Source organism: Pseudomonas sp. G3-19, from assembly GCF_054855875.1.
In genome coordinates, this window is record NZ_JBMPIQ010000003.1 from 3,826,316 (window position 1) to 3,850,662 (window position 24,347).

Annotated in this window: 22 protein-coding genes; 14 read left to right on the forward strand and 8 right to left on the reverse strand. The window is 61.4% G+C overall.

All coding sequences use genetic code 11. From position 1 onward, the window contains the following. Positions 1-80 precede the first annotated feature (80 nt). From ACOYXI_RS17625 to ACOYXI_RS17645, 5 genes are all read left to right on the forward strand, one after another. The gene (locus tag ACOYXI_RS17625; protein WP_134784885.1) at positions 81-1,511 is read left to right on the forward strand and encodes a coniferyl aldehyde dehydrogenase; all 1,431 of its coding nucleotides are present in this window, start codon (positions 81-83) and stop codon (positions 1,509-1,511) included. 28 nt (positions 1,512-1,539) lie between these two features. Beyond that, on the forward strand, positions 1,540-2,085 hold the full coding sequence (locus ACOYXI_RS17630; protein WP_135296767.1) for a twin-arginine translocation pathway signal protein: 546 nt from the start codon (positions 1,540-1,542) through the stop codon (positions 2,083-2,085). A 130-nt stretch (positions 2,086-2,215) separates the two neighbouring features. Continuing rightward, positions 2,216-3,811 (forward strand): GMC family oxidoreductase, encoded by a 1,596-nt coding sequence (locus ACOYXI_RS17635; RefSeq protein WP_461675110.1) that lies wholly within the window; start codon positions 2,216-2,218, stop codon positions 3,809-3,811. A 115-nt stretch (positions 3,812-3,926) separates the two neighbouring features. After that, a complete protein-coding gene (gene coaD, locus ACOYXI_RS17640) occupies positions 3,927-4,406 on the forward strand; it encodes a pantetheine-phosphate adenylyltransferase (RefSeq protein ID WP_003229157.1) in 480 nt (159 codons plus the stop codon). 102 nt (positions 4,407-4,508) lie between these two features. Beyond that, positions 4,509-4,760: a YfhL family 4Fe-4S dicluster ferredoxin gene (locus ACOYXI_RS17645; protein WP_003195146.1), complete on the forward strand. Its 252-nt coding sequence runs from the start codon at positions 4,509-4,511 to the stop codon at positions 4,758-4,760. 132 nt (positions 4,761-4,892) lie between these two features. On the opposite strand, the gene ACOYXI_RS17650 is transcribed toward ACOYXI_RS17645, so the two are convergent. The 3 genes from ACOYXI_RS17650 to ACOYXI_RS17660 form a co-directional block, all read right to left on the reverse strand. Further along, entirely contained in the window at positions 4,893-5,216 is a 324-nt protein-coding gene (locus ACOYXI_RS17650) for a multidrug transporter (protein ID WP_135296769.1), read from the reverse strand. A 69-nt stretch (positions 5,217-5,285) separates the two neighbouring features. Then, positions 5,286-6,098 (reverse strand): bifunctional DNA-formamidopyrimidine glycosylase/DNA-(apurinic or apyrimidinic site) lyase, encoded by an 813-nt coding sequence (gene mutM / locus ACOYXI_RS17655; protein ID WP_003229159.1) that lies wholly within the window; start codon positions 6,096-6,098, stop codon positions 5,286-5,288. A 12-nt stretch (positions 6,099-6,110) separates the two neighbouring features. Then, a complete protein-coding gene (locus ACOYXI_RS17660) occupies positions 6,111-6,923 on the reverse strand; it encodes an HDOD domain-containing protein (protein ID WP_171061892.1) in 813 nt (270 codons plus the stop codon). 228 nt (positions 6,924-7,151) lie between these two features. On the opposite strand from ACOYXI_RS17660, the gene ACOYXI_RS17665 reads away from it, so the two are divergent. From ACOYXI_RS17665 to ilvD, 6 genes are all read left to right on the forward strand, one after another. Continuing rightward, on the forward strand, positions 7,152-7,691 hold the full coding sequence (locus ACOYXI_RS17665; RefSeq protein WP_135296770.1) for a type 1 glutamine amidotransferase domain-containing protein: 540 nt from the start codon (positions 7,152-7,154) through the stop codon (positions 7,689-7,691). 250 nt (positions 7,692-7,941) lie between these two features. Continuing rightward, on the forward strand, positions 7,942-9,138 hold the full coding sequence (locus ACOYXI_RS17670) for a class I SAM-dependent rRNA methyltransferase (RefSeq protein WP_027610554.1): 1,197 nt from the start codon (positions 7,942-7,944) through the stop codon (positions 9,136-9,138). Between the two features lie 438 nt (positions 9,139-9,576). After that, positions 9,577-10,650 (forward strand): SagB family peptide dehydrogenase, encoded by a 1,074-nt coding sequence (locus tag ACOYXI_RS17675; protein WP_134784890.1) that lies wholly within the window; start codon positions 9,577-9,579, stop codon positions 10,648-10,650. Beyond that, positions 10,647-11,624: a diiron oxygenase gene (locus ACOYXI_RS17680; protein WP_210556418.1), complete on the forward strand. Its 978-nt coding sequence runs from the start codon at positions 10,647-10,649 to the stop codon at positions 11,622-11,624. The genes ACOYXI_RS17675 and ACOYXI_RS17680 overlap by 4 nt, the downstream gene beginning before the upstream one ends. Further along, positions 11,617-12,849, forward strand: coding sequence for an MFS transporter (locus tag ACOYXI_RS17685; RefSeq protein ID WP_134784892.1), 1,233 nt, complete (start codon positions 11,617-11,619; stop codon positions 12,847-12,849). The genes ACOYXI_RS17680 and ACOYXI_RS17685 overlap by 8 nt, the downstream gene beginning before the upstream one ends. Positions 12,850-13,106: 257 nt before the next feature. Next, complete coding sequence (gene ilvD / locus ACOYXI_RS17690; protein WP_086792292.1) at positions 13,107-14,948, forward strand: dihydroxy-acid dehydratase; 1,842 nt, start codon at positions 13,107-13,109, stop codon at positions 14,946-14,948. Between the two features lie 220 nt (positions 14,949-15,168). Here the strand turns inward: ilvD and ACOYXI_RS17695 are convergent, their stop codons facing one another. Next, a complete protein-coding gene (locus tag ACOYXI_RS17695; RefSeq protein WP_139055181.1) occupies positions 15,169-16,224 on the reverse strand; it encodes an HAD family hydrolase in 1,056 nt (351 codons plus the stop codon). Positions 16,225-16,465: 241 nt separating this feature from the next. Between ACOYXI_RS17695 and ACOYXI_RS17700 the strand changes: the two genes are divergently transcribed. Next, positions 16,466-17,857: an L-cystine transporter gene (locus ACOYXI_RS17700; RefSeq protein ID WP_461675111.1), complete on the forward strand. Its 1,392-nt coding sequence runs from the start codon at positions 16,466-16,468 to the stop codon at positions 17,855-17,857. A 104-nt stretch (positions 17,858-17,961) separates the two neighbouring features. On the opposite strand, the gene ACOYXI_RS17705 is transcribed toward ACOYXI_RS17700, so the two are convergent. Then, the gene (locus ACOYXI_RS17705; RefSeq protein WP_098966109.1) at positions 17,962-18,474 is read right to left on the reverse strand and encodes a dihydrofolate reductase; all 513 of its coding nucleotides are present in this window, start codon (positions 18,472-18,474) and stop codon (positions 17,962-17,964) included. Positions 18,475-18,559: 85 nt separating this feature from the next. Between ACOYXI_RS17705 and ACOYXI_RS17710 the strand changes: the two genes are divergently transcribed. Next, positions 18,560-19,933, forward strand: a complete 1,374-nt coding sequence (locus ACOYXI_RS17710; protein ID WP_135296779.1) for a DUF2868 domain-containing protein — start codon at positions 18,560-18,562, stop codon at positions 19,931-19,933. Continuing rightward, on the forward strand, positions 19,926-21,311 hold the full coding sequence (locus ACOYXI_RS17715) for a GTPase/DUF3482 domain-containing protein (RefSeq protein WP_135296780.1): 1,386 nt from the start codon (positions 19,926-19,928) through the stop codon (positions 21,309-21,311). The genes ACOYXI_RS17710 and ACOYXI_RS17715 overlap by 8 nt, the downstream gene beginning before the upstream one ends. Before the next feature lie 174 nt (positions 21,312-21,485). Here ACOYXI_RS17715 and ACOYXI_RS17720 read toward each other — a convergent pair whose 3' ends face one another. The 3 genes from ACOYXI_RS17720 to ACOYXI_RS17730 all read right to left on the reverse strand — a co-directional run bounded on the left by ACOYXI_RS17720 (position 21,486) and on the right by ACOYXI_RS17730 (position 24,342). Then, complete coding sequence (locus tag ACOYXI_RS17720) at positions 21,486-22,046, reverse strand: phosphonate degradation HD-domain oxygenase (RefSeq protein WP_461675112.1); 561 nt, start codon at positions 22,044-22,046, stop codon at positions 21,486-21,488. After that, on the reverse strand, positions 22,046-23,179 hold the full coding sequence (locus tag ACOYXI_RS17725) for a TIGR03364 family FAD-dependent oxidoreductase (RefSeq protein WP_135296782.1): 1,134 nt from the start codon (positions 23,177-23,179) through the stop codon (positions 22,046-22,048). Before ACOYXI_RS17725 ends, ACOYXI_RS17720 begins: the two co-directional genes overlap by 1 nt. Before the next feature lie 137 nt (positions 23,180-23,316). Next, a complete protein-coding gene (locus tag ACOYXI_RS17730; protein WP_003229178.1) occupies positions 23,317-24,342 on the reverse strand; it encodes a putative 2-aminoethylphosphonate ABC transporter substrate-binding protein in 1,026 nt (341 codons plus the stop codon). Positions 24,343-24,347: the final 5 nt, after the last annotated feature.

Below are 24,347 nucleotides of genomic sequence, written 5' to 3' on the forward strand. Positions count from 1 at the left end.
AAAGCTGTGTCGGGAAGTCATTTGACTTTCTAGAGCATAGACTCTAGAACGTCATCACTACAATAAATCCGGAGCCGACGATGACTGCCGACATTGCTTATCTGCAAACGCTGCAACAGCCCCTGGAAGAGCTGGATCGGCTGTTCGCGGCACAGCGCGCCGCCTATGCCGCCAACCCGATGCCACCGGCAGATCAGCGCCAGCAATGGCTCAAGGCGTTGCGCGACTTGCTCAGTAATGAGCGGCAGGCGCTGGTCAATGCCATCAGCGCAGATTTCAGTCATCGCAGCGCCGATGAAACCCTGCTCGCCGAACTGATGCCCAGCCTGCACGGCATCCATTACGCCAGCCGCCACCTCAAGGGCTGGATGAAGTCGTCGCGACGCAAAGTCGGCATGGCCTTTCAGCCAGCGTCGGCGAAAGTCGTGTACCAGCCGCTTGGCGTGGTCGGCATCATCGTCCCGTGGAACTACCCGTTGTATCTGGCCATCGGCCCACTGGTCGGCGCGCTGGCGGCGGGCAACCGGGTGATGCTCAAGCTCAGCGAATCGACCCCGGCCACCGGCCAGTTGCTCAAGACCCTGCTGGGACGGATTTTCCCCGAAGATCTGGTCTGCGTGGTGCTGGGCGAGGCCGACATCGGCGTGGCGTTCTCCCGCCTGCATTTTGATCACCTGCTGTTCACCGGCGCCACCAGCATCGGCAAACACGTGATGCGCGCTGCGGCGGAAAACCTGACCCCGGTGACACTCGAACTGGGCGGCAAGTCCCCGGCCATCGTCTCTCGCGACGTGCCGCTCAAGGACGCCGCCGAACGCATCGCCTTCGGCAAGACCCTGAACGCCGGCCAGACCTGCGTCGCCCCCGATTACGTGCTGGTGCCGCAAGACCGCGTCGGCGCGTTCGTCGAAGCCTATCGTCAGGTGGTCAACAATTTCTATCCGACCCTCGCCGACAACCCGGACTACACCGCGATCATCAACGAACGCCAACTGGCCCGGCTCAACGGTTATGTCAGCGACGCCACGAGCAAGGGCGCGCTGCTGATCCCGCTGTTCGAACAAGGCCAGGGCCGGCGCATGCCGCACAGCCTGCTGCTCAATGTCACTGACGAGATGACCGTGATGCAGGACGAAATCTTCGGCCCGTTGCTGCCGATCGTGCCATATCAGGATCTGGATCAGGCGTTTGCCTACATCAATCAGCGCCCGCGTCCTCTGGCGCTTTACTACTTCGGCTACGACAAACGCGAACAGAACCGCGTGCTGCACGAAACCCACTCCGGCGGCGTGTGCCTGAACGACACCCTGCTGCACGTGGCGCAGGACGACATGCCGTTCGGCGGCATCGGCCCATCGGGCATGGGCCATTACCACGGCCACGAAGGCTTCCTGACTTTCAGCAAGGCCAAGGGCGTACTGATCAAACAGCGCTTCAACGCCGCGAAGTTGATCTATCCGCCCTACGGCAAATCGATTCAGAAACTGATCCAGAAGCTGTTCATCCGCTAATCGTCGTCACCGCCGGGTAATAACAACAATGCACCCAAGCCTGACCGAAACACCTGCCCTGTCGCGCCGTGGCCTGCTGAAGTTCAGCCTTGGCGCCACAGCGTTTCTCGCCACCGCCGGCCTCGGCGCCAGCCTCAGTGGCTGTTCATCGAGTGTCGCAGCCAATGGCTTCGTCACTTTGCGTGACGGCGACCTGCTGTTTCTGCGCGCACTGATTCCGGTGATGCTCGAAGGCGCCGTGGCCGCCGAGAAAATGCCCGGTGCGGTGGATGGCACCCTGAAGTCGCTGGACTACAGCCTCGATCACCTGTCGCCGGAAATGCTCAAACTCACCCGGCAATTGTTCGATGTGCTCGGCATGACCGTCACCCGCGGTCCGCTCACAGGGATCTGGGGCAGTTGGGAAAACGCCAGCCCCGAGACCATGCGCCACTTCCTCGAGCGCTGGCAGAACAGCTCATTGAGCCTGCTGCGCATGGGCCACAGCTCATTGCAGCAGATGGTGATGATGGCCTGGTACACCCGCGCCGAGTCCTGGGGCCATTGCGGCTACCCCGGCCCGCCCACGGTCTGAAACCGAGTCGCGCCGTTCGCGAGCAAGCTCGCTCCCACAAGGGAATGCATTTCAATGTGGGAGCGAGCTTGCTCGCGAAGGCGCCAGCCACCACACCACCGCTCCCAGGATAATAAAGAGAACCTGATCAATGCCCGTACCCGACCCGTTCCGCGAAGGCCTCGCCCGTGGCTGGAAAACCTACAACGGCGCCCAACTGACCGGCGACCTGACGCTGCAAGCCGATGTGGCGATCATCGGCAGCGGTGCCGGTGGCGGCACCACGGCAGAAATCCTCAGCGTCGCCGGTTACAAAGTGCTGCTGATCGAAGAAGGCCCGCTCAAGACCAGTTCCGACTTCAAGATGCTCGAAGACCAGGCCTACAGCAGCCTCTATCAGGAAGGCATCGGCCGCATGAGCAAGGACGGCGCGATTACCATCCTCCAGGGCCGTGCGGTCGGCGGCACCACGCTGATCAACTGGACCTCGAGTTTCCGCACGCCCGAGCCGACCCTCGAGCACTGGGCCAAGGAACACAACGTCAAAGGCCACAGCCCGGCCGAGATGGCGCCGTGGTTCGAAAAAATGGAGCAGCGTCTCGGCGTCGCGCCATGGATGGTGCCGCCCAACGCCAACAACGACGTGATCCGCAAGGGCTGCGAGCAACTCGGCTACAGCTGGCACGTGATCCCGCGCAACGTGCGTGGCTGCTGGAACCTTGGCTATTGCGGCATGGGCTGCCCGACCAACGCCAAGCAGTCGATGCTGGTCACCACCATTCCGGCGACCCTGGAAAAGGGCGGCGAGTTGCTGTACCTGGCCCGCGCGGAAAAGCTGTTGATCAGCGGCGACAAGATCACCGGCCTGCAATGCGTGGCGATGGACGAGCGTTGCGTCGCGCCGACCGGACGCAAAATCACGGTCAAGGCCCGGCATTACGTGCTGGCCGGCGGTGGCATCAACAGCCCGGCACTGCTGCTGCGCTCGGATGCACCGGATCCGCATCAGCGCCTCGGCAAACGCACGTTCCTGCATCTGGTGAACATGTCCGCCGGGCGTTTCGACGAGGTGATCAATCCGTTCTACGGCGCGCCGCAGTCGATCTACTCGGATCATTTCCAGTGGAAGGACGGCACCAGTGGGCCGATTGGCTACAAACTCGAAGTGCCACCGCTGCAACCGGCACTGGCCGCGACCTTGCTCGGCGGTTTCGGCCAGCAGAATGCCGAACACATGGCCGACCTGCCGCACACCCACGCGATGCTCGCGTTGCTGCGCGACGGTTTCCACCCGGACAGCCCCGGCGGCAGTGTCGAACTGCGCGGTGATGGCTCGCCGGTGCTCGACTATCAAGTCTCGCCTTATGCCTGGGAGGGCCTGCGCCGCGCCTTTCACAGCATGGCCGAGATCCAGTTTGCCGGCGGCGCCAAAGCCGTGATGCCGATGCACGCCGATGCGCGCTACGTGAAAACCCTGGCCGAAGCCCGCACGCTGATCAACGGTCTGAGCCTTGAGCTGTATCGCACGCGCCTGGGCAGTGCCCACGTGATGGGCGGTTGTGCGATGGGCGAAGACCCGAAAAACGCAGTCACCGACAGCCTTGGCCGGCATCATCAACTGAGCAATCTGTCGATTCACGATGGCTCGCTGTTCCCCACCAGCATTGGCGCCAACCCGCAATTGTCGGTGTATGGCCTGACCGCGCAGCTGGCGACAGCCCTCGCCGATCGGCTGAGAAATCCGTGAAAAAACCGGTTTATCGCGTCGTCTATAGTGCTTTCTTACCCAACAGGCGACTTGGCCGACCGGGACGGCTGCGATACCATCCGACTCCCCAACGGACTCCCGCCAGGACGACGCGATGAACCGAGTGTTGTACCCAGGTACCTTCGACCCTATTACCAAAGGGCATGGCGATCTGGTCGAACGCGCCTCGCGCCTGTTCGATCACGTGATCATTGCGGTCGCCGCCAGCCCGAAGAAAAACCCGCTGTTCCCGCTGGAACAACGGGTTGAGCTGGCTCGCGAGGTCACCAAACACCTGCCCAACGTCGAAGTGGTCGGCTTCTCGACGCTGCTGGCGCATTTCGCCAAGGAGCAGAACGCCAATGTGTTCCTGCGTGGCCTGCGTGCGGTGTCGGACTTCGAATACGAATTCCAGCTGGCCAACATGAACCGCCAACTGGCCCCGGACGTCGAGAGCCTGTTTCTCACCCCGTCCGAGCGTTATTCGTTCATTTCCTCGACGCTGGTGCGGGAAATCGCCGCGCTGGGCGGCGATATCAGCAAGTTCGTGCACCCGGCCGTGGCCGATGCCCTGACCCTGCGCTTCAAGAAGTAACGACCGTTCAAACGGCGCCCGCGTGCACTGCGGGCGCCAATGCGGCACAATTGCGCGCATTGATTTATAGCGCCCGGGCCTGCCGCCCCGGCTGGAGTTAGCATGTCCCTGATCATCACCGACGATTGCATCAACTGCGACGTCTGCGAACCCGAGTGCCCGAACGCCGCGATTTCCCAAGGCGAAGAGATCTACGTGATCGACCCGAACCTGTGCACCCAGTGCGTCGGCCATTACGACGAACCGCAGTGCCAGCAGGTCTGCCCGGTGGATTGCATTCCACTGGACGAGGCGCATCCTGAGACTGAAGAACAGTTGATGGAAAAGTACCGCAAGATTACCGGCAAGGCCTGATCTGAACGTTTTGTAGCGCTCTTCCGGGCCTCTTCGCGAGCAAGCTCGCTCCCACATTTGAAATGCGCTCCAATGTGGGAGCGAGCTTGCTCGCGAAAGGGCCATCAGCAGCAGCGCAAAACCCTGATCAGCTCACTCGCGCTGCTCAACCCCCTCCCCTGTACACCCCAAACAGCGCACAAACGCCGCTTTCGCCGGATCCACCACCAGCGCCTGCCCCGCATCGCCTACCCCGCCCCCCAGCGCGGTAAACGGCAATGACACCACAAACACCCCCGCACCCAGCACCGTCGCCACCACCAGCAAAGGTCGGGCAATCAGCAAATCGCCGATCATGGCGTAGGCGGGAGGGTTCTGGATGGCGTAGCGCGGATCACCGCTGCCGTTTTCCGCGGCCTGAACGGCCAGGCTGGAACACAGCAATAGTGTGGCAAACAGGACTTGCAAGGACTTCATGGCACGATCCTTCGGGCTGAACAGTGAGACCACTCACTATAGACCGTAGGACTTTTTCAGATTTTTGCCTCAGGTCTGGCAGCGCGGACAGAACACACTGGCCCGTTGCCCCAGCTTCACTTCCCGCAGGCCAGTACCGCAGACCTTGCAGTGCTCGCCGCCACGGCCATAAACGAACAGCTCCTGCTGGAAGTACCCCGGTTGCCCGTCACCGCCGATGAAATCCCGCAACGTGGTGCCGCCGCGCTCGATGGCTGCGGCGAGAATCCGTTTGATCTCGATCGCCAGCTTCAGATAACGCGCCCGGGAGATGCTTTTGGCTTCGCGGCGCGGATCGATCCCGGCAGCGAACAGCGCTTCGGTCGCGTAAATGTTGCCGACACCCACCACCACCGCGTTGTCCATGATGAACGGCTTGACCGCCATCGAACGCCCGCGCGACAACTGGAACAGGCGCTCGCCGTCGAACAGATCGGTCAACGGCTCTGGCCCGAGACGAATCAGCAGTTCGTGATTGAGCGGGTCGGTACTCCACAGCATCGCGCCGAAACGGCGTGGATCGGTGTAACGCAGCGCCAGACCGGATTCCAGCTCGATATCGACGTGCTCGTGCTTGAGCGCCGGCAACCCGACTTCCACCAGCCGCAAGTTGCCCGACATGCCCAAGTGACTGATCAACGTGCCGACTTCGGCATTGATCAACAGATACTTGGCCCGCCGCTCGACCAGCACGATGCGCTGCCCGGAAAGACGCACATCGAGGTCTTCGGGGATCGGCCAGCGCAGCCGACGATCCCGCACGATCACCCGGCTGACGCGCTGGCCTTCCAGGTGCGGAGCAATGCCCCGGCGGGTGGTTTCGACTTCCGGCAGTTCAGGCATGGTGTCCTCGAATCAATGCGCGCCGAGGTCGCGGATCGTCTGTTTGAGGGTTTCGAAATCGTAGTCCGACAGACCGACGTAATCGAGAATAAGCGGGCCAATGCTGTTCCACTCGTGGTCTTCAGTCTGGTTGCCCAGCACCCGATAAGACGCACAGATGTGCTCGGCCATCTTCAAGATCGCCAGCAGATTCTTCATCTGGCTGTTGCGAGAGGATTCGTCGCTGAAGATCGCCAGCGCATTGTGGTGATTGGCGATCGCCGTGCTGACGTGTTCCGGCAGGCGCCACGACTTGGCGGTGTAGTAGCCGACCACGGCGTGGTTGGTATTGAACTCGGCGTTCTCGGTGTCCACCACCCGGCATTCGGCGCTGGCATTGGCGTAAGCCTTTTCCAGTACCGACATGTAGTTGGGGAAGCGCTGCAGCATCAACGGCACGCCGCAGTCGTGGAACAGCCCCAAGGCATAGGCTTCATCACCGGCTTGGGTGCCGATGCGCTTGGCCAGGGTCAGGCAGGTCATCGCCACGTCCTGGGCGGTGTCCCAGAAACGGTTGAGGGTGACGATGGTGTCATCGTTCATCTCGCCCTTGATCGACTGCGCGTTGATCAGGTTGATGATCGAACGGCTGCCCAACAGATTCACCGCACGCTGGATCGAAGTGATCTTGTTGCTCAGGCCGTAATACGGCGAGTTGACGATTTTCAGCAGAGAACCGGACAGGCCGGGATCCTGGGCGATCAGCTTGGCGATCACCTCCAGGTCCGGGTCGGGCATGTACTGCTCCATTTGCAGATCCACCATGATCTGCGGCTGCGCGGGCACGCTGATGCCTTGCAGGGATTGTTGAATCTGTTCGGTGGTCAGCTCTTGGGACATAAGTACACACTCTGGGACAGGCGGCGATTCTAACCTCTAAAAACCGCAGGACGACACACCAGTGGGCAATTGTCAGGAACTTTCATTCACGCTCAGGCTTCGGACTTTGTAAGGCCGACCGGACAATCAAGCACCGGCTCGGCGGTAATTTCCCGCAGACTCAGGAGCTTATCGATGGCTACTTCCCTCACTGGCAAACGCGTCGCCATTTTAGTAACAGACGGTTTCGAACAGGTCGAACTGACCGGGCCCAAGCAAGCACTGGAGCAGGCCGGCGCCCAGGTCGACATCCTTTCCGCCGAGGCCGGCAAGGTCAAAGGCTGGAACCACGACAAACCGGCGGATGACTTCAAGGTCGACCAGACCTTTCAAGGCGCCAGCAGTGAGCAGTACGACGCGATCGTTCTGCCGGGCGGCGTGCAGAACTCCGACACCATTCGCATCGACCAGGACGCCCAGCACCTGGTCAAGACCAGCGCCTCGGCCGGCAAGCCGATTGCGGTGATCTGCCACGGCGGCTGGCTGCTGATTTCCGCCGGGCTGGTCAACGGCAAAACCATGACCAGCTACAAGACACTCAAGGACGACCTGGTGAATGCCGGGGCCAACTGGGTCGACAAGGAAGTGGTCAAGGACGGTCATCTGATCAGCAGCCGTCAGCCGGACGATATTCCAGCGTTCAACAAGGAGTTGATCAGCGCCCTGTCAGCCTGATCTGTGGGCTAGTGAATTTATGTGGTGAGGGGATTTATCCCCGATGGACAGCGCAGCTGTCCCAGATCGACTCACGCGGTCAGTCAGAAAACTGCGTTGGGGGTTTGCGGCTGCTGCGCAGCCGATCGGGGATAAATCCCCTCGCCACAGGTAATGTCTTCCACCGGCAATGACTTGCCACATGTCCACTCACCAGCCAATCAGGCCGAGCAACACGGTATACTCCCGCTCTTTTTTCCGGAGCGACGTCATGTCCCTGCCTAGCCTGCGCCTCAAAGCCAACGCCGACCGTCGCCTGCGCAACGGCCACTTGTGGGTCTACAGCAACGAAATCGATGTGGCCGCCACCCCACTGCACGGCTTCAAGGCCGGCGATCAGGCGATCCTCGAAGCCGCCGGCGGCAAGCCGCTGGGCATCGTCGCGATGAGCCCGAACAACCTGATCTGCGCTCGTCTGCTGTCGCGCGACATCAAACTGCCGCTGGACAAATCACTGCTGGTACATCGCCTGAACGTGGCCCTGTCGCTGCGCGAGCGCCTGTTCGACAAACCGTTCTACCGCCTGGTCTACGGCGACTCCGACCTGCTGCCGGGTCTGGTGGTCGACCGTTTCGGCGACATCCTCGTGGTGCAGATCGCCTCGGCGACCATGGAAGCGCATAAAGATGACGTGATCGCCGCACTGACCCAAGTGCTCAAGCCAAGCGGCATTCTGTTCAAGAACGACTCCGCCGCCCGTGATGCCGAAGGCCTCAACCGTTACGTCGAAACCGTGTTCGGCCTGGTGCCGGAGTGGGTCGCCCTGGAAGAGAACGGCGTGAAGTTCGAAGCGCCGGTCATTGGCGGCCAGAAAACCGGCTGGTTCTACGACCACCGCATGAACCGCGCCCGCCTCGCCCCTTACGCCAAGGGCAAACGCGTGCTCGACCTCTATAGCTACATCGGTGGCTGGGGCGTGCAGGCTGCGGCGTTCGGTGCCAGCGAAGTGTTCTGCGTCGACGCGTCGGGCTTCGCCCTCGACGGCGTCGAGCGTAACGCCGCGCTGAACGGCTTCGCCGACAAGATGACCTGCATCGAAGGCGACGTCTTCGAAGCTCTGAAGGAACTCAAGGCCAGCGAAGAACGTTTCGACGTGATCGTTGCCGACCCGCCAGCGTTCATCAAGCGCAAGAAAGACATGAAGAACGGTGAAGGCGCCTACCGTCGTCTGAACGAGCAAGCCATGCGCCTGCTGACCAAGGACGGCATTCTGGTCAGCGCTTCGTGCTCGATGCACCTGCCGGAAGACGATCTGCAGAACATCCTGCTGACCAGCGCCCGTCACCTGGACCGCAACATCCAGATGCTCGAACGCGGTGGTCAGGGCCCGGACCACCCGGTACACCCGGCCATCGCCGAGACTCGCTACATCAAGAGCATCACCTGCCGCCTGCTGCCTAACAGCTGATCGGCCCATGAAACGGGGAGCCTGCGGGCTTCCCGTTGGCTTTACGGCGATGCAATGTCGTCGAATTTCTTCCTCTTTCCTACAACTAACTTCCTACATGCATGCAGGACATTTCCCTGCGCATTACATTTCAACATCTAATACTTACAAGTTTGCCCTTGCAGCACGCCCACTCCGACAAAATTAATAGAAATTTCCTACCCAAGTATCGCTTGCCAATAATTCATTACAACCTATTATTAAGTTGTCACCACGACGGTGACATTCACTCTCAATGAACAAGGAGTTCATACTTATGAAAGCAATTACTCTGGAAACCAACCAAATCGCAAACCTGGCCTTCCTGGTTGCGCCTAAAGCCCGCTAAGTGAGCCAGAACGCTGGGGAGTGCCGGCACCCCAGCGTTCTTCCGACCCGTTCCAGAGCGATGAACACAACATGCATATCAATCCCTATTTATTCATATTGCCGCGCACGCCCGGACAAATAGTCTGGAACTATAAAGACCACACCCAACATGAACTTGACCTGACTTACTCTTGTCGACTTGCACAACTTATCAATAACCCGGAACAGTTCGACAGACGCAACATAATAGACTCACAACTTCTGAACGCGGGCATATTAACCGTTGCAAAAATAGACAGTCCGCCATGGGGCTGGGATGAATTGTCGAAGATTTATCATATTGGCACCCAGAACATTCCCTGCGAACAGATACCCCAGAATATTCACGAGTGGTCCAGGCAATACCTGAACCATTGCAACGCGGTGCTGACTACACCGGCCCCCGCACTAGATCGATCGACACCTCAAGACGAACCTCGAATCGCCCTGCCCGCCTCCGCGGCCCTGACCGTTGCCAGCTTGGGCAATGTCCTGCGCCTGAGAAAAACCTGCCGCTCCTTCACTGGCGCAGCAATCACGCTCAATGACGTCGGTACACTGCTGTACCTCTCGCTGGGCTTTCTTCGCCATCGCGACAATGACCGCGACGAGAGCATCGCCGAGGGCCTCGGCGCCCGCCGCAGCAGTCCTTCAGGTGGCGGGTTGAATGCCTGTGAAGGATTTCTTCTGGCACGCAATATCGAGGGCCTCGAACCGGGTGTCTACGCCTACCACTCGGCAGAACACGCACTCAGCCGGGTCAATCCTTTGCCCGACCCCGCGCTGGGTCATTTGCTGGCGGGTCAGCACTTCATCAATAACCTGCCACTGGGTCTGTTTATCACCGCTCGTTTCGACAAGCTCTGGTGGAAGTATGAACACTCACGCGCCTATCGCATGGCGTTTGTCGAGGCGGGTCATCTGTCGCAAACCTTTCAACTGGTGGCCACAGCGCTGGGCCTGGGAACGTGGCTGACCGGGGCATTCACCGACCGCCAGGTCGAAGCCCTGCTCAAACTCGAAGGCAGCGCTGAACAACCGTTGTTCTTTGTCGGCTGCGGCGCCAGCGACGGTCAGGCGATGTGTCAGGAAATGCGCGACCTGTTGCAGGAGACGCGCAAATGAGCGCATCAACCGTGGATCAGCCCGAAGCGCCAGAGTCCTGGGCGCTTCGCTTCACCCTCGGCGACTGGAACAACCACGCTTCGGTACGCACCAGCCGGCACGACTACCAGTTGCCGGCAGACCTGCCGTTGCAACTGCAAACCCGCTTCTGGTTTCCGCCGGCATTCCTGCCGTATCTGTCCCACCCGGCGATCGAAGCCGCAGGCAGCAAGGTCATGCATCGGCTGGCTGCCAACCACCTGGTGCACTTTCTCGACTACACCACGCTGCTGGAACACCGCATCGTCAACCGCGCCGTGGAAACCATCGTCCACGGTGAGTTGCCCGCGCACATTCCGTCAAGGATGAAAACCGCCGCGCTGCAGCTCTATACCGACGAGGGTTATCACGCACTGTTCTCCCATCATCTGGCCGAACAGATCGCCGAACTGCATGGTTTCACCGGTCGTCAGCAGGTGCCGTTGCGCATCACCCGCCTGACCGGTCAGATTGCCCGAACACCGGAGAGCAAACGCCCGCTGGCATGGTTTCTGCTCGGCTTCGTCTCCGAAACCATCATTGCCCGGGAGTTGCTGGATGTGTGTCGGGAAACGCTGGTCAGCAGCGTGAACGACATGCTGCGCGACCACCTCGCTGATGAAGCGCGCCACAGCCGTTTTTTTTCCGAGGTCTTTCACTACCTCTGGTTGACCCTGAACAGCCGCCAGCGCGCCTTTGCGGCCAGAACCTTGCTGGAGACCCTGGCGACCTTCTTCGAAGTCGACGAGCAATGGCTGCACCAAAGCCTGCGCCGCGCCGGCATTGGCGAAGGTGCGATCAAGGAAATCCTCGACAGCCTGACCAACGAACAGGCCAGCCGCCAGCGTGCCCGATCCGGAGCGACGGCTACGCTTGCTGCACTCGAAAAAGCCGGATTCTTCGCGCTACCCAACAACCGCAAACTTTTCGCCAAGGCAGGACTGATCGATGCTTGAAGGAAGAACGGTGGTAACGACCCGACAACGACGCGGGGCGATCAGCCTGCTTTTGGCCATGGTGCTGCTGGGGGTGTTTCCGCTGGACGTCCTGCTGCCGTCGTTCCCGGCGCTGGCTGAACACTTCGCCAGCACTCCGACCGACATCGCCCTGTCGATCAGCCTGTTCGCGGTGGGCATTGCCTTTGCCCAACTGTTGATCGGGCCGTTGTCCGACGTCATCGGGCGCAAGGGGTTACTGCTCGCCGGCATGGCTGTCTCGATCCTCGGCGCCATCGGCTGCGTAATGACCAGCGACTACACATTGTTCATGACTTTTCGCATCGTGCAGGCCATCGGTTGTGGCTGTTTCGTCCTGTCACAGGCGCTGGTGCAGGATCTGTTCGAGGGCGCAGAGCGCGATCGCCTGCGGATCCTGATGGTGACCGCCACCGGGATCTTCATCTCCATATCACCGCTGGCCGGAACCTTTCTGCAGGCGACCCTGGGCTGGCGTGGCAGCTTCTGGCTGTTCATCGCACTGGCGGCGGTGGTGTTGCTCAAGGCCTGGCTGTTTCTGGACGGCGGTCGGCCAGTCGCCAAGGGCACACCGCTCAACTTTCTCAGCGCCTATCGACGGGTGCTGGGGGATTTCGAGTTCGTCGGCTACTGGCTGATTTCGGCTTTCGCGTTCGCCTGCCACTTCTCGTTCATCGTCATTTCGCCATTGATCTTCATGGATCAGTTGCAGCTGTCAGCCTACGACTTCTCGCTGATCCTGCTGATCTACGGTGCGGCCTATGTGACCGGCGGGATTGCCGCCACGCTGTTGAGCCGGCGCATCAGCTCTGCGCAACAGATCGTGGCCGGGTTGAGCCTGATTCTGCTGGCAGGGCTGGTGATGCTATTCCTGTCGCAGTACTTCGCACTCTCGCCCGTCACGGTATTGATCCCTATGCTGATCTGCACCGCCGGCACCACCATTGCACGCCCGGCCGCCACCTCACGCGCCATGGGCCTGTTCCCGGAGAACGCCGGTACTTCGGCCTCGGCCGGTAGCACGATCATCTTCATCTGCGGCGGGTTGATCAGTGCGCTGATCAGCCTGAGTCCAGGCAACCTGCAGGCCACTCTCGGCTACTGTTTTGTCCTGCTGAGTTGCATCGCGCTGGCGCTGAACAAGAGGATCAGCCATCGCGCCAGCATTATCGAGAACGGCGCCGTCACGCCCTCTGGCAGCGATTGAGCCTGCCGGTCGTCATGCCATACGCACCGTCGGCACTGGAACAACACTTTGCGCCATTCCCTCCAGACGCCAGCGGTGTAGAATCGGCTGATTCATCGCCATTCATCCCCCGGCGGGTTTATGAGCTCAGGCTGAGGCAAGCGGCGATCCCGCAAAGTCATCGGCAACATCCAGGACACACGGCCATTTCTGAGTGTTCCAGACGTCAATAGAAGCTCACTCCCTTTTGATACCTGATTAGCCGCCCGGAGTGCTCCATGCCAGATTACCGCTCGAAAACATCCACCCACGGCCGCAACATGGCCGGCGCCCGCGCACTGTGGCGCGCCACCGGGATGAAAGATGACGACTTCAAGAAGCCGATCATCGCCATTGCCAACTCCTTCACCCAGTTCGTGCCGGGCCACGTGCACCTCAAAGACCTCGGTCAACTGGTTGCCCGGGAAATCGAACGCGCCGGTGGCGTAGCGAAAGAATTCAACACCATCGCCGTGGATGACGGCATCGCCATGGGTCACGACGGCATGCTCTATTCGCTGCCGAGCCGCGAGATCATCGCCGACTCTGTCGAATACATGGTCAACGCCCACTGCGCCGACGCCATCGTCTGCATCTCCAACTGCGACAAGATCACCCCGGGCATGTTGATGGCCGCTTTGCGCCTGAACATTCCGGTGATCTTCGTTTCCGGCGGCCCGATGGAAGCCGGCAAGACCAAACTCGCTTCCCACGGCCTCGACCTCGTCGACGCCATGGTGATCGCCGCCGACTCCAGCGCTTCTGACGAGAAGGTTGCCGAGTACGAGCGCAGCGCCTGCCCGACCTGCGGTTCATGCTCCGGCATGTTCACCGCCAACTCGATGAACTGCCTGACCGAAGCGCTGGGCCTGGCATTGCCGGGCAACGGTTCGACCCTCGCGACCCACAGCGACCGCGAGCAGCTGTTCCTGCAGGCCGGTCGCACCATCGTCGAACTGTGCAAGCGTTACTACGGCGAGAACGACGAGTCCGTGCTGCCGCGCAACATCGCCAACTTCAAGGCGTTCGAGAACGCGATGATGCTCGACATCGCCATGGGCGGTTCGACCAACACCATCCTGCACTTGCTGGCTGCGGCTCAGGAAGCCGAGATCGATTTCGACCTGCGCGACATCGACCGTCTCTCGCGCAGCGTGCCGCAACTGTGCAAAGTGGCGCCGAACATCCAGAAGTACCACATGGAAGACGTGCACCGCGCTGGCGGCATCTTCAGCATTCTCGGTTCGCTGGCCCGTGGCGGCCTGCTGCACACCGACCTGCCGACCGTGCACAGCCGCAGCATGGAAGAAGCCATCGCCAAGTGGGACATCACCCAGACCGACGATGAAGCCGTGCACCACTTCTTCAAGGCCGGCCCGGCGGGCATCCCGACCCAGACCGCGTTCAGCCAGTCGACTCGTTGGGAAACCCTCGATGACGACCGTGAAAACGGCTGCATCCGCAGCTTCGAACACGCCTACTCGAAAGAAGGCGGCCTGGCCGTGCTGTACGGCAACATCGCTCTCGACGGTTGCGTGGTAAAAACCGCCGGCGTCGACGAGTCGATCCATGTCTTCGAAGGCAACGCGAAGATCTTTGAAAGCCAAGACAGCGCGGTGCGCGGCATCCTCGCCGACGAAGTGAAGGAAGGCGATATCGTCATCATTCGCTACGAAGGCCCGAAAGGCGGCCCGGGCATGCAGGAAATGCTCTACCCGACCTCGTACCTGAAGTCTAAAGGTCTGGGCAAAGCCTGTGCGTTGCTCACCGACGGTCGTTTCTCTGGCGGTACTTCCGGCCTGTCGATCGGCCACGCTTCGCCAGAGGCTGCGGCCGGTGGCGCGATCGGTCTGGTGCAGGACGGCGACAAAGTGCTGATCGACATCCCGAACCGCTCGATCAACCTGTTGGTCAGCGATGAAGAACTGGCTGCGCGCCGGGTCGAACAGGACAAGAAAGGCTGGAAACCGGTCGAGCAGCGTCCACGCAAAGTGACCACTGCGCTCAAGGCCTACGCCCTGCTGGCGACCAGCGCCGACAAGGGTGCGGTGCGTAACAAGGCGATGCTCGACGGGCTGTAAGCGTCAATCGCAAAAACAAAAATGCCCGGCCAAAGTGCGGGGCATTTTTTTGCCTGATCCAAAAACAATGAAGATCAAAACTGTGGGAGCGGGCTTGCTCGCGAAAGCGGTCTACCGGTCAAAAAATCTCCCGCCTGACACTCCCTCTTCGCGAGCAAGCCCGCTCCCACAAGGGACTGTCAGTGATTCTGGAATCTGAGTTCCAACAGGGATTGGGGGCTTACTGGATTTCTTCAGGCTTGACGATCACCCAGTTCTTGTCCGCCGTCACCGGCAATCCTTCCTTGGCCTGCGCCGCTGCGTGTTTGGCCATCATGCCGTTGAGCTGGGTCATGTATTTGTCCTTGCGGTTGACCCACAAGTGAATGCCGCCCTTGGCTACATCCACATCGTGGAACAGCATGTAGCCGTCGCTGCTCGGTGTGTCGCCGCCCACCAGTACCGGTTTTTTCCACTCATCAATGTAGGTCAAGATCGCCGCGTGTTTGCCGGCCATCCAGGTCGCCGGGGTCCACAGGTACGGGGTCAGTTCCAGGCCGAGGTTGGCCTTCTCGTCATACTTTCCGGCAGTGATCTGCTTGCGTGCAGTCGTCAGCTCGCCGGTTTCGCGGTTCTTCAGCAACGTGGTCACGCCGATCACATTCTGCGGTTTGACGTTGTAACCGTACTTCGGATCGGCCGCGACCATGCGCACCAGTTCTTCGGAGGCGGCGGTCATCACGTAAACCTCGATGCCGTTCTCCATCAGCTTGTTGTACAGCTCGGCCTGGCCGGTGAAGACTTTCGGCGGCTGCACATCGATGTTCTTCACTACATCGCCTTCGTAGTAAGTGGCCGGCACCGGTTTGCCCGACGCCATCAGCTCATCGACGTAGCCCTTGAGTTCCTTGAGAGTGAAGCCGGAGAACACCTGCGCTACCCACGGGTAGCAGACCATGTCGTCGACTTCGCACAGGCGATAGTAGTAACTGAACAGGCTTTCCTTGTGGTCGGCGGTGTCCTTGAACGGCATCAGTTTCAGCGAGGGATCAAGCGTCTCGCGGGTGATCAGCCCCTTGTTTTCCATGAACGGCAGCAACGACTCTTCAAGGTCGTATCGGTAGCTGGTGTTGTCCATGTCGAACACCGCGTAGTTACCCTTGTTGGCATTGGCGGCGATCATCGCGTCGAGTGCCTTGGCCTGATCCGCCGGCCAGTGCTTCAGGTCGGTGGCGAATGCGTGAGCGGCCAAGCCCAATCCAAGAACCACAGCGAGCATTTTCGGTGCGAACTTCATCGGCGTTTTCTCCCTGACTGAAAGACATCGACGCTAACAAATAAGTGTGACAGTCCTCGTCTGTCAGCGACCGCTTACGTCTCCTCAACGCCAGTTGCATTGCCGAGAGCGACAAGTGCTTATTCCAAAAACGACGGACAACCTGCGATTTCGGTATTAATTCATTGGAAATCAAACTGTTAGGCTTGCCGGTTCGCAGTTGCCCAAGAAGGCGACTGGCACAAGTCTTATCGGAGTCTTCATGAATCTGCCGCTGATCCTCAATCTGCTGGTGTTCCTCGCCCTGCTCTTCGGTCTGGCGCAAACCCGCCACACGACGTGGAGCCTGGCGAAAAAAGTCCTGCTCGCGCTGGTACTCGGCGTAGCGTTCGGTGTTGCCCTGCACACCGTTTACGGTGCCGGCAACCCGGTACTGAAAGCTTCGATCGGCTGGTTCGATCTGGTCGGCAACGGTTACGTGCAGTTGCTGCAAATGATCGTGATCCCGCTGGTGTTCGCCTCGATCCTCAGTGCGGTCGCGCGTCTGCGCAACGCCTCGTCGCTGGGCAAGATCAGCTTCCTGACCATCGGCACCCTGCTGTTCACCACCGCGATCGCGGCGCTGATCGGTATCGGCCTGACCAACCTGTTCGGCCTCACCGCCGAAGGCCTGGTCGCCGGCACGCAGGAAATGGCCCGCCTGCAAACCATCCAGACCGACTACGCCGGCAAGGTTGCCGACCTGAATGTGCCGCAGCTGCTGCTGTCGTTCATTCCGCAGAACCCGTTCGCCGATCTGGCGCGGGCCAAGCCGACCTCGATCATCAGCGTGGTGATCTTCGCCGCGTTCCTCGGGGTCGCGGCGCTGCAACTGCTCAAGGATGATGCCGAGAAAGGTCAGAAAGTGATCAACGCCATCGACACCCTGCAAGCCTGGGTGATGCGTCTGGTGCGTCTGGTGATGAAGCTGACCCCGTACGGCGTGCTGGCGCTGATGACCAAAGTGGTTGCCGGTTCCAACCTGCAGGACATCATCAAGCTCGGCAGTTTCGTCGTGGTCTCGTACCTCGGTCTGGGCCTGATGTTCGTGGTGCATGGCCTGCTGGTGTCGGCGGCCGGGATCAATCCGCTGCGATTCTTCCGCAAGATCTGGCCGGTGCTGACGTTCGCGTTCACCAGCCGTTCCAGCGCGGCGAGCATTCCGCTGAGCATCGAAGCGCAGACCCGTCGTCTGGGCATTCCGCAGTCGATCGCCAGTTTCGCCGCCTCGTTCGGTGCGACCATCGGCCAGAACGGTTGCGCCGGTCTGTACCCGGCGATGTTGGCGGTGATGGTTGCGCCAACAGTCGGCATCAACCCGCTGGACCCGCTGTGGATCGCGACGCTGGTGGCGATTGTGACCTTGAGTTCGGCCGGTGTGGCCGGGGTCGGTGGCGGCGCGACGTTTGCCGCACTGATCGTGCTGCCGGCGATGGGCTTGCCGGTGTCACTGGTGGCGCTGCTGATTTCGGTGGAGCCGCTGATCGACATGGGTCGTACGGCGTTGAACGTGAGTGGTTCGATCACCGCGGGTGCGATCACCAGCCAAGTGATGCAGCAGACCGATAAAGCACTGCTGGATGCGAATGAGCATGCGGAGCTTGCTCAGGCTTAAATTCTTCTTTGCCTGACCTGCCCTCTTCGCGAGCAAGCCCGCTCCCACATTGGATCTGTGATCGACACAAATCCAATGTGGGAGCGGGCTTGCTCGCGAAGCTCTTAAGCCTTTTCCCAGACCTCGAAGTTGTAAGCGGGCTTGTCGCCCTCAGCCGGATTCGGCACGTTCGACACCAGCTTCCACTGGTTCAGGTCAAACTCCGGAAACCACGCATCGCCTTCCGGGCTCAGCGCCACTCGGGTCAGATACAAACGATCTGCCTGCGCCAGCCCCTGTGCATACAACTGCGCGCCGCCAATCAACATCAATTCATCGACACCCTGCGCTTTCGCCCATTCCTCGGCGCGCACCACTGCAGCTTCCAGCGACGGATACACTTCCGCCCCCTCCAGCAGCAGATCCGGCTGACGGCTGACCACGATGTTCAAGCGCCCCGGCAGCGGACGACCGAGGGAGTCCCAGGTCTTACGGCCCATGATGATCGGCTTGCCGAGGGTCGTGGCCTTGAAGTATTTGAAGTCCCCCGGCAGGTGCCAGGGCATGCTGTTGTCGACGCCGATCACGCGGTTTTCACCGAGGGCTGCGATCAGGCTGAGGGGGAGTGATTTAGTCATGCCGGCGAGGATACCAGAGCCTCGCTTGACCCGATAAGTGCCACAGCGGTTATGCTCACTGCTCAATCGAGCAACGGAATGGCGCGTGACTGAACTGACTCCACTGCAAAACCTATGGCTGACCGAAACCATCCGCCTGCGCGAAGAACACGCAGGTCCCCTGGAGGATCTGGAAGCCAATCGACTGGCCCGCGCGGCCGGCGGCGATCTGCCGGGCCGTATTCAGCGCCGCGCCGTGTGGCTGGCCGAGCGCGACGGGCTGAGCGCAGCACTCCAGCACTGGCTGCAAGGCGCGCGTCTGGCGCTGGTGCTGCTGGTCATTTTTGCGCTGCTGAGCGGCGCCGGGCTGGCCTTCGCCGCACTGAGCCAGACGCCGGTCAATGTGTTCTGGGCCCTGGGCAGCCTGCTCGGGCTGAACCTGATTCTGCTGCTGAGCTGGGCGCTGGGGCTGATCTTTGCCGGTGAACACGGCGCCACCCTCGGGCGCTTGTGGCTGTGGCTCAGCGAAAAACTCGCTCGCGATGCCAAAGCTGCGCAACTCGCGCCGGCCCTGCTGCTGATGCTGCAACGCAAAAAACTCAATCGCTGGGCGCTCGGCACATTGGTCAACGGTCTGTGGTTGCTGGCGATGCTCAGCGCCCTGCTGTTGCTGCTGACACTGATGGCGACCCGGCGCTACGGCTTCGTCTGGGAAACCACGATTCTCGGCGCCGACACCTTCATCAACCTGACCCAAGCCCTCGGCGCGCTGCCGGCGCTGCTCGGCTTCAACGTGCCGACCGTAGAGATGATCCGCGCCAGCGGCGGCGCAGCGCTGGATATCGAAAGCGCACGCCAGGCCTGGGCAACCTGGCTGGTCGGCGTGCTGGTGGTCTACGGCGTACTGCCGCGCCTGCTGCTGGCGCTGTTGTGTTTCTGGCGCTGGAGTCGCGGCAAAGCCGCGCTGACGCTGGACCTGAACCTGCCCGGTTACGCCCAGTTGCGTGAGCGGCTGATGCCGACCAGCGAACGCCTCGGCATCAACGACGCCGCGCCTGCGCAGTTGCATCGCGTTGAAAGCAGCGTCAGCGAACACGCCAGCGACGGCGCTTTGCTGGTGGCCATCGAACTCGACGATCAGCGCCCGTGGCCACCGGCCCTGCCGAAAACCGTGAGCAACGCCGGCATCCTCGACAGCCGCGAATCACGGCACAAACTGCTCGAACAGCTCAGCCGTTTCCCTCCGGCACGCCTGCTGATCGCCTGCGACCCGCGACGCTCGCCGGATCGCGGCAGCCTCGCGCTGATCGCCGAACTGGCGCGCAACGCCAACGCCACCCGGGTCTGGCTGCTGCAAGCACCGCCCGGCGAAGCGCTGGACAGTGCCCGTCTCGGCGACTGGCACGTTGCGCTGCAACAACTGGAGTTGCCGTTCGCCGATTGCGCACCGATGAACTGGCTGGAGAGCGGTCATGACTGATGCCCGGAGAGCGCCGCTGAAACTCGCGGTGGTCGGCCACACCAACGTCGGCAAGACTTCGCTGCTGCGCACCCTGACCCGCGACGTCGGCTTCGGCGAAGTCTCCCACCGCCCAAGCACCACCCGGCATGTCGAGGGCGCGCGGTTGTCGGTGGACGGCGAGCCGTTGCTCGATCTCTACGACACGCCGGGGCTGGAAGACGCCATCGCCCTGCTGGATTTCCTTGAGCGTCTGGAGCGCCCCGGCGAACGTCTCGACGGCCCGGCGCGACTGGCGCGGTTTCTCGACGGCAGCGAAGCACGTCAGCGTTTCGAACAGGAGGCGAAAGTCCTGCGACAGCTACTCGCGTCCGACGCCGGTCTGTATGTGATCGACGCCCGCGAACCGGTGCTGGCCAAGTATCGTGACGAACTCGAAGTGCTCGCCAGTTGCGGCAAGCCGCTGTTGCCGGTGCTGAATTTCGTCAGCAGCGCCAACCATCGCGAGCCGGACTGGCGCGAAGCGTTGGCGCGGCTCGGCCTGCATGCGCTGGTGCGCTTCGACAGCGTTGCGCCGCCGGAAGATGGCGAGCGGCGCCTGTACGAAAGCCTTGCGCTGTTGCTGGAAAACGCCCGTCCGCAACTGGAGCGCTTGATCGCCGATCAACAGGCCCAGCGCCTCGCCCGCCAACAAAGTGCGGCGCGTTTGATCGCCGAATTGCTGATCGACTGCGCCGCCTGCCGACGCAGTGTGGTCAGCGAGGCCGAGCAGGAGCAGCAAGCGATCAGCGAACTGCGCAAAGCCGTGCGCCAGCGTGAACAGAAATGCGTCGAAGCGTTGCTCAAGCTCTATGCGTTTCGCCCGCAGGATGCGGCGGCCAGTGATCTGCCGTTGCTCGATGGGCGTTGGGGCGACGATTTGTTCAACCCGGAAACCCTGAAGCAACTCGGCGTGCGCGTGGGCGGCGGGATTGCTGCCGGTGCCGCGGCGGGGGCTGGGGTTGATCTGCTGGTCGGCGGGATCACCCTTGGCGCTGCGGCATTGGCCGGTGCGATCGCCGGTGGCGCGCTGCAAACCGCGCGCAGTTATGGCAGCCGCTTGCTCGGCAAGATCAGGGGCCAGCGGGAGTTGACCGTGGATGACGGGGTGTTGCGGCTGCTGGCGTTGCGTCAGCGCCAACTGTTGCTGGCGCTCGATCAGCGCGGGCATGCGGCGATGGACGCGGTCCAGGTCGCCACCCCGCAGGACAAGACTTGGCGCGAGGGCAAGTTGCCGGAAGCACTGAGCAAGGCGCGGGCGCATCCGCAGTGGTCTTCGCTCAATCCGCATGCGAAGTTGAATCAGGCGGAGCGGCAGGAGCAGATTGAGGCGTTGGTTGATCGGGTGCTTGAGCTTTAGATCGCTACCCCCTCACCCCAGCCCTCTCCCGCAAGGGGTAGAGGGGGGAAGGGAGCAGATCTTCTGGCTTTTCAAAACCTGAGTTCGACTGGATATTTCAGATCGATGTAGGGCCCAAGAACAACACGGTCGGCTCCCTCTCCCTCCGGGAGAGGGCTGGGGTGAAGGTTGCAATCACTCAGCAGACAACAAAACCTCAGCCTTGCGCTTCAGCACACCCAAATCCATCACCGGCACCGCCCTCTCCTTGGCCAGCTCGTCCCACTGGCGCATGCGCAAGCTGACGGCACACAACGAATCCCGCTCAAACACATCCGCCTCAGCCTCGCTCATCACCCCGCCCTGATATTCCAGCGTGCGGCGACTCGCTTCACTCAGGCGCTCTAAATACCCAGGCTCACGCAAGGTCAGATAGCGCTTGGCCTGCACGTGATATTCCACCAGCCGGGCCATACGCTCACTAAAACCCGCCTCACGCAAGTAGTCCGCACCCAATCGCTCATGGCTGACCAAGCCATAACCGCCCATGTTCTCTGCGCCTTCGGCACACAAATGACCGATGTCGTGGAAGAACGCGGCGAGCACCACTTCATCATCAAAGCCTTCAGCCATCGCCAACTGCGCTGCCTGAGACATGTGCTCGATCTGCGACACCGGCTCGCCGATGTAATCGCGGGTGCCAAAGCGTTCGTACAAGTCGAACATTCGGTCGACGACCTGTTGCTGATCCGCCATCAGATTTCCTCCAGCCACTGCGCGACATTGCGCTCGGCCAGTGCCGGGCCGACGCTCATGCCGACGCCGGTGTGCATCAACGCCACACTCAGCCCCGGTGCCGGGCGCAGCAACGAAAACGGCCCCGGCCCACGGGCACCGTAGACGCCCTGCCAGCGCTCGACCACTTGCACCTTGCAGCCCAGCGTGTGCTCGGCCAGTTCGAGCATCCAGTTGTCCACTTGCTCGGCGTTGAACGGCGACGGATCGCTGCCGTAATGGTGCGAGTCGCCGATGATCAGCTCGCCATACGGCGTCGGACTGATCAGCAGGTGAATGCCGTTGTCGTGCAGGTGCGGTTGTTCGCGCAGGATCTGCGCCTGCACCGCCGCCGCTTCTGGCAAATCGGCGAAGGCGCCGTAGTGCACGCAGCTCAAACCGGTGAGCAAGGCGTGTTGCAGATTAAGCTCGATCTGCGGTTTGGCGCGGAGCATTTGCAGGCGGCAGATCTGCGGATCGAGCGCGGCAATCGGTTCGGCCAGCAGGGTCTGATAATCGTGGCCGGAGCAGACGATGATTTGCTTTGCCGTGAAGCTGCCGGCGGTACTGTGCAGGTGCCCCGGTTCGACGTCGCGCACCAGCGTACTGAAGTGAAACTCGACGCCGAGGTCGCGGCGCAGATAGTCGATCAACGCCGGAATCGCTTCGCGCGAGTACAGCTGTTGATCGTCCAGGCCGTGCAACGCCGCGCGGTGATGACTGAACTGACCGTGGTACAGATCACGCAGGGCAGCGCCATGCAGCAAGGCGACGTTGTACCCGTGCTCCACGGCGCGGCCGTTGCAGAAAGCTTCGAGCAAGTGTTCTTCGGCTTCGCTGCGGGCGAACAGGTACGAGCCGTTGCGCTTGATCTGCAGACCGGCGAGTTGCGCCCAGTCACCCCAGATCTCGCGGCTGGCCTTGGCCAGTTCAAGCATCGGCCCGGGTGGCTGACCGGTGACCAGCGCCTGACCGAAGTTGCGCACCGAGGCACCGAGGGGCGTGGCGGTGCGTTCGAATACGCTGACCTTGAGGCCGCGTTTGGCGGCGGCGTAGGCGTGGGACAGGCCGAGGATGCCGGCGCCGACGATGAGCAGGTCTTTGTGTTGAGTCATGGAGATTTTCCCTGAATGGGAGACCGCCTTCGCGAGCAAGCCCGCTCCCACAGTTTGATCGCATTCCTTCCGGTGGAACTCGGTCGAATGTGGGGGCGGGCTTGCTCGCGAAGAGGCCCTGTCAGTCGATAAAGATCTTACTTGGCGACAACTTTCTCGGACTTGCCGTCATAGCGCTTGCGCCACTCGGTCAGGATCTCGTCGCGATTCTTCGAGGCCCAGGCAAAGTCGTTCTTGATCAGGCGCTGCTCGTAGTCGGCTGGCAGTTCGGTCTGTGGCTTGGCGATACCCGGCTGCGCAAGAACCGCAAAGTTCTCCTTGTACAGATCCATTGCCTCGGCGCTGGCGGAGAAGTCCGCGAGTTTTTTCGCCGCGTCTTCATGCGGGGTGCCTTTGATCACGGCAGTCGCTTCGATTTCCCAGCCCAAGCCTTCCTTCGGCAGGATGATGTCCAGCGGCGCGCCCTGGCGTTTCAGCTGTACGGCTGGATACTCAAAGGAAATGCCGATCGGGAATTCCCCCGCCGCCGCCAGTTTGCAAGGCTTGGAACCGGAGTGAACGTACTGGCCGATGTTCTGGTGCAGACCGTCCATATAGGCCCAACCCTGCTTCTCGCCGAAGGTTTGCAGCCAGGCGCTGACGTCGAGGAAACCGGTGCCGGACGACGCCGGGTTAGGCATGACGATCTTGCCCTTGTACTCAGGCTTGGTCAGATCCTGCCAGCTCACCGGCTTGCTCAAGCCCTGCTTCTCGGCTTCCACGGTGTTGAAGCAAATAGTCGCGGCCCACACGTCCATGCCGACCCAGGCTGGCGGGTTGGCAGCATCGCGGTAGTTCGCGCCGATCTTGCCCAGATCCTTCGGTGCGTAGCTTTGCAGCATGCCCTGCTGATCGAGGATCGCCAGGCTCGAAGCGGCCAGGCCCCAGACCGCGTCAGCCTGCGGACGGGCCTTTTCGGCGAGGAGTTTGGCGGTGATGATCCCGGTGGAATCGCGCACCCACTTGATCTCGACGTCCGGGTTAGCCTTCTCGAACGCAGCTTTGTAAGCGGTCAGTTGCTCGGCTTCGAGGGCGGTGTACACCGTCAACTCGGTTTTTGCCGCGAAGGCATTCAGGCTGAAAGTAGCGAGCACAGCAGCGGCCAGGGCCATAGGCTTGAACATGATCG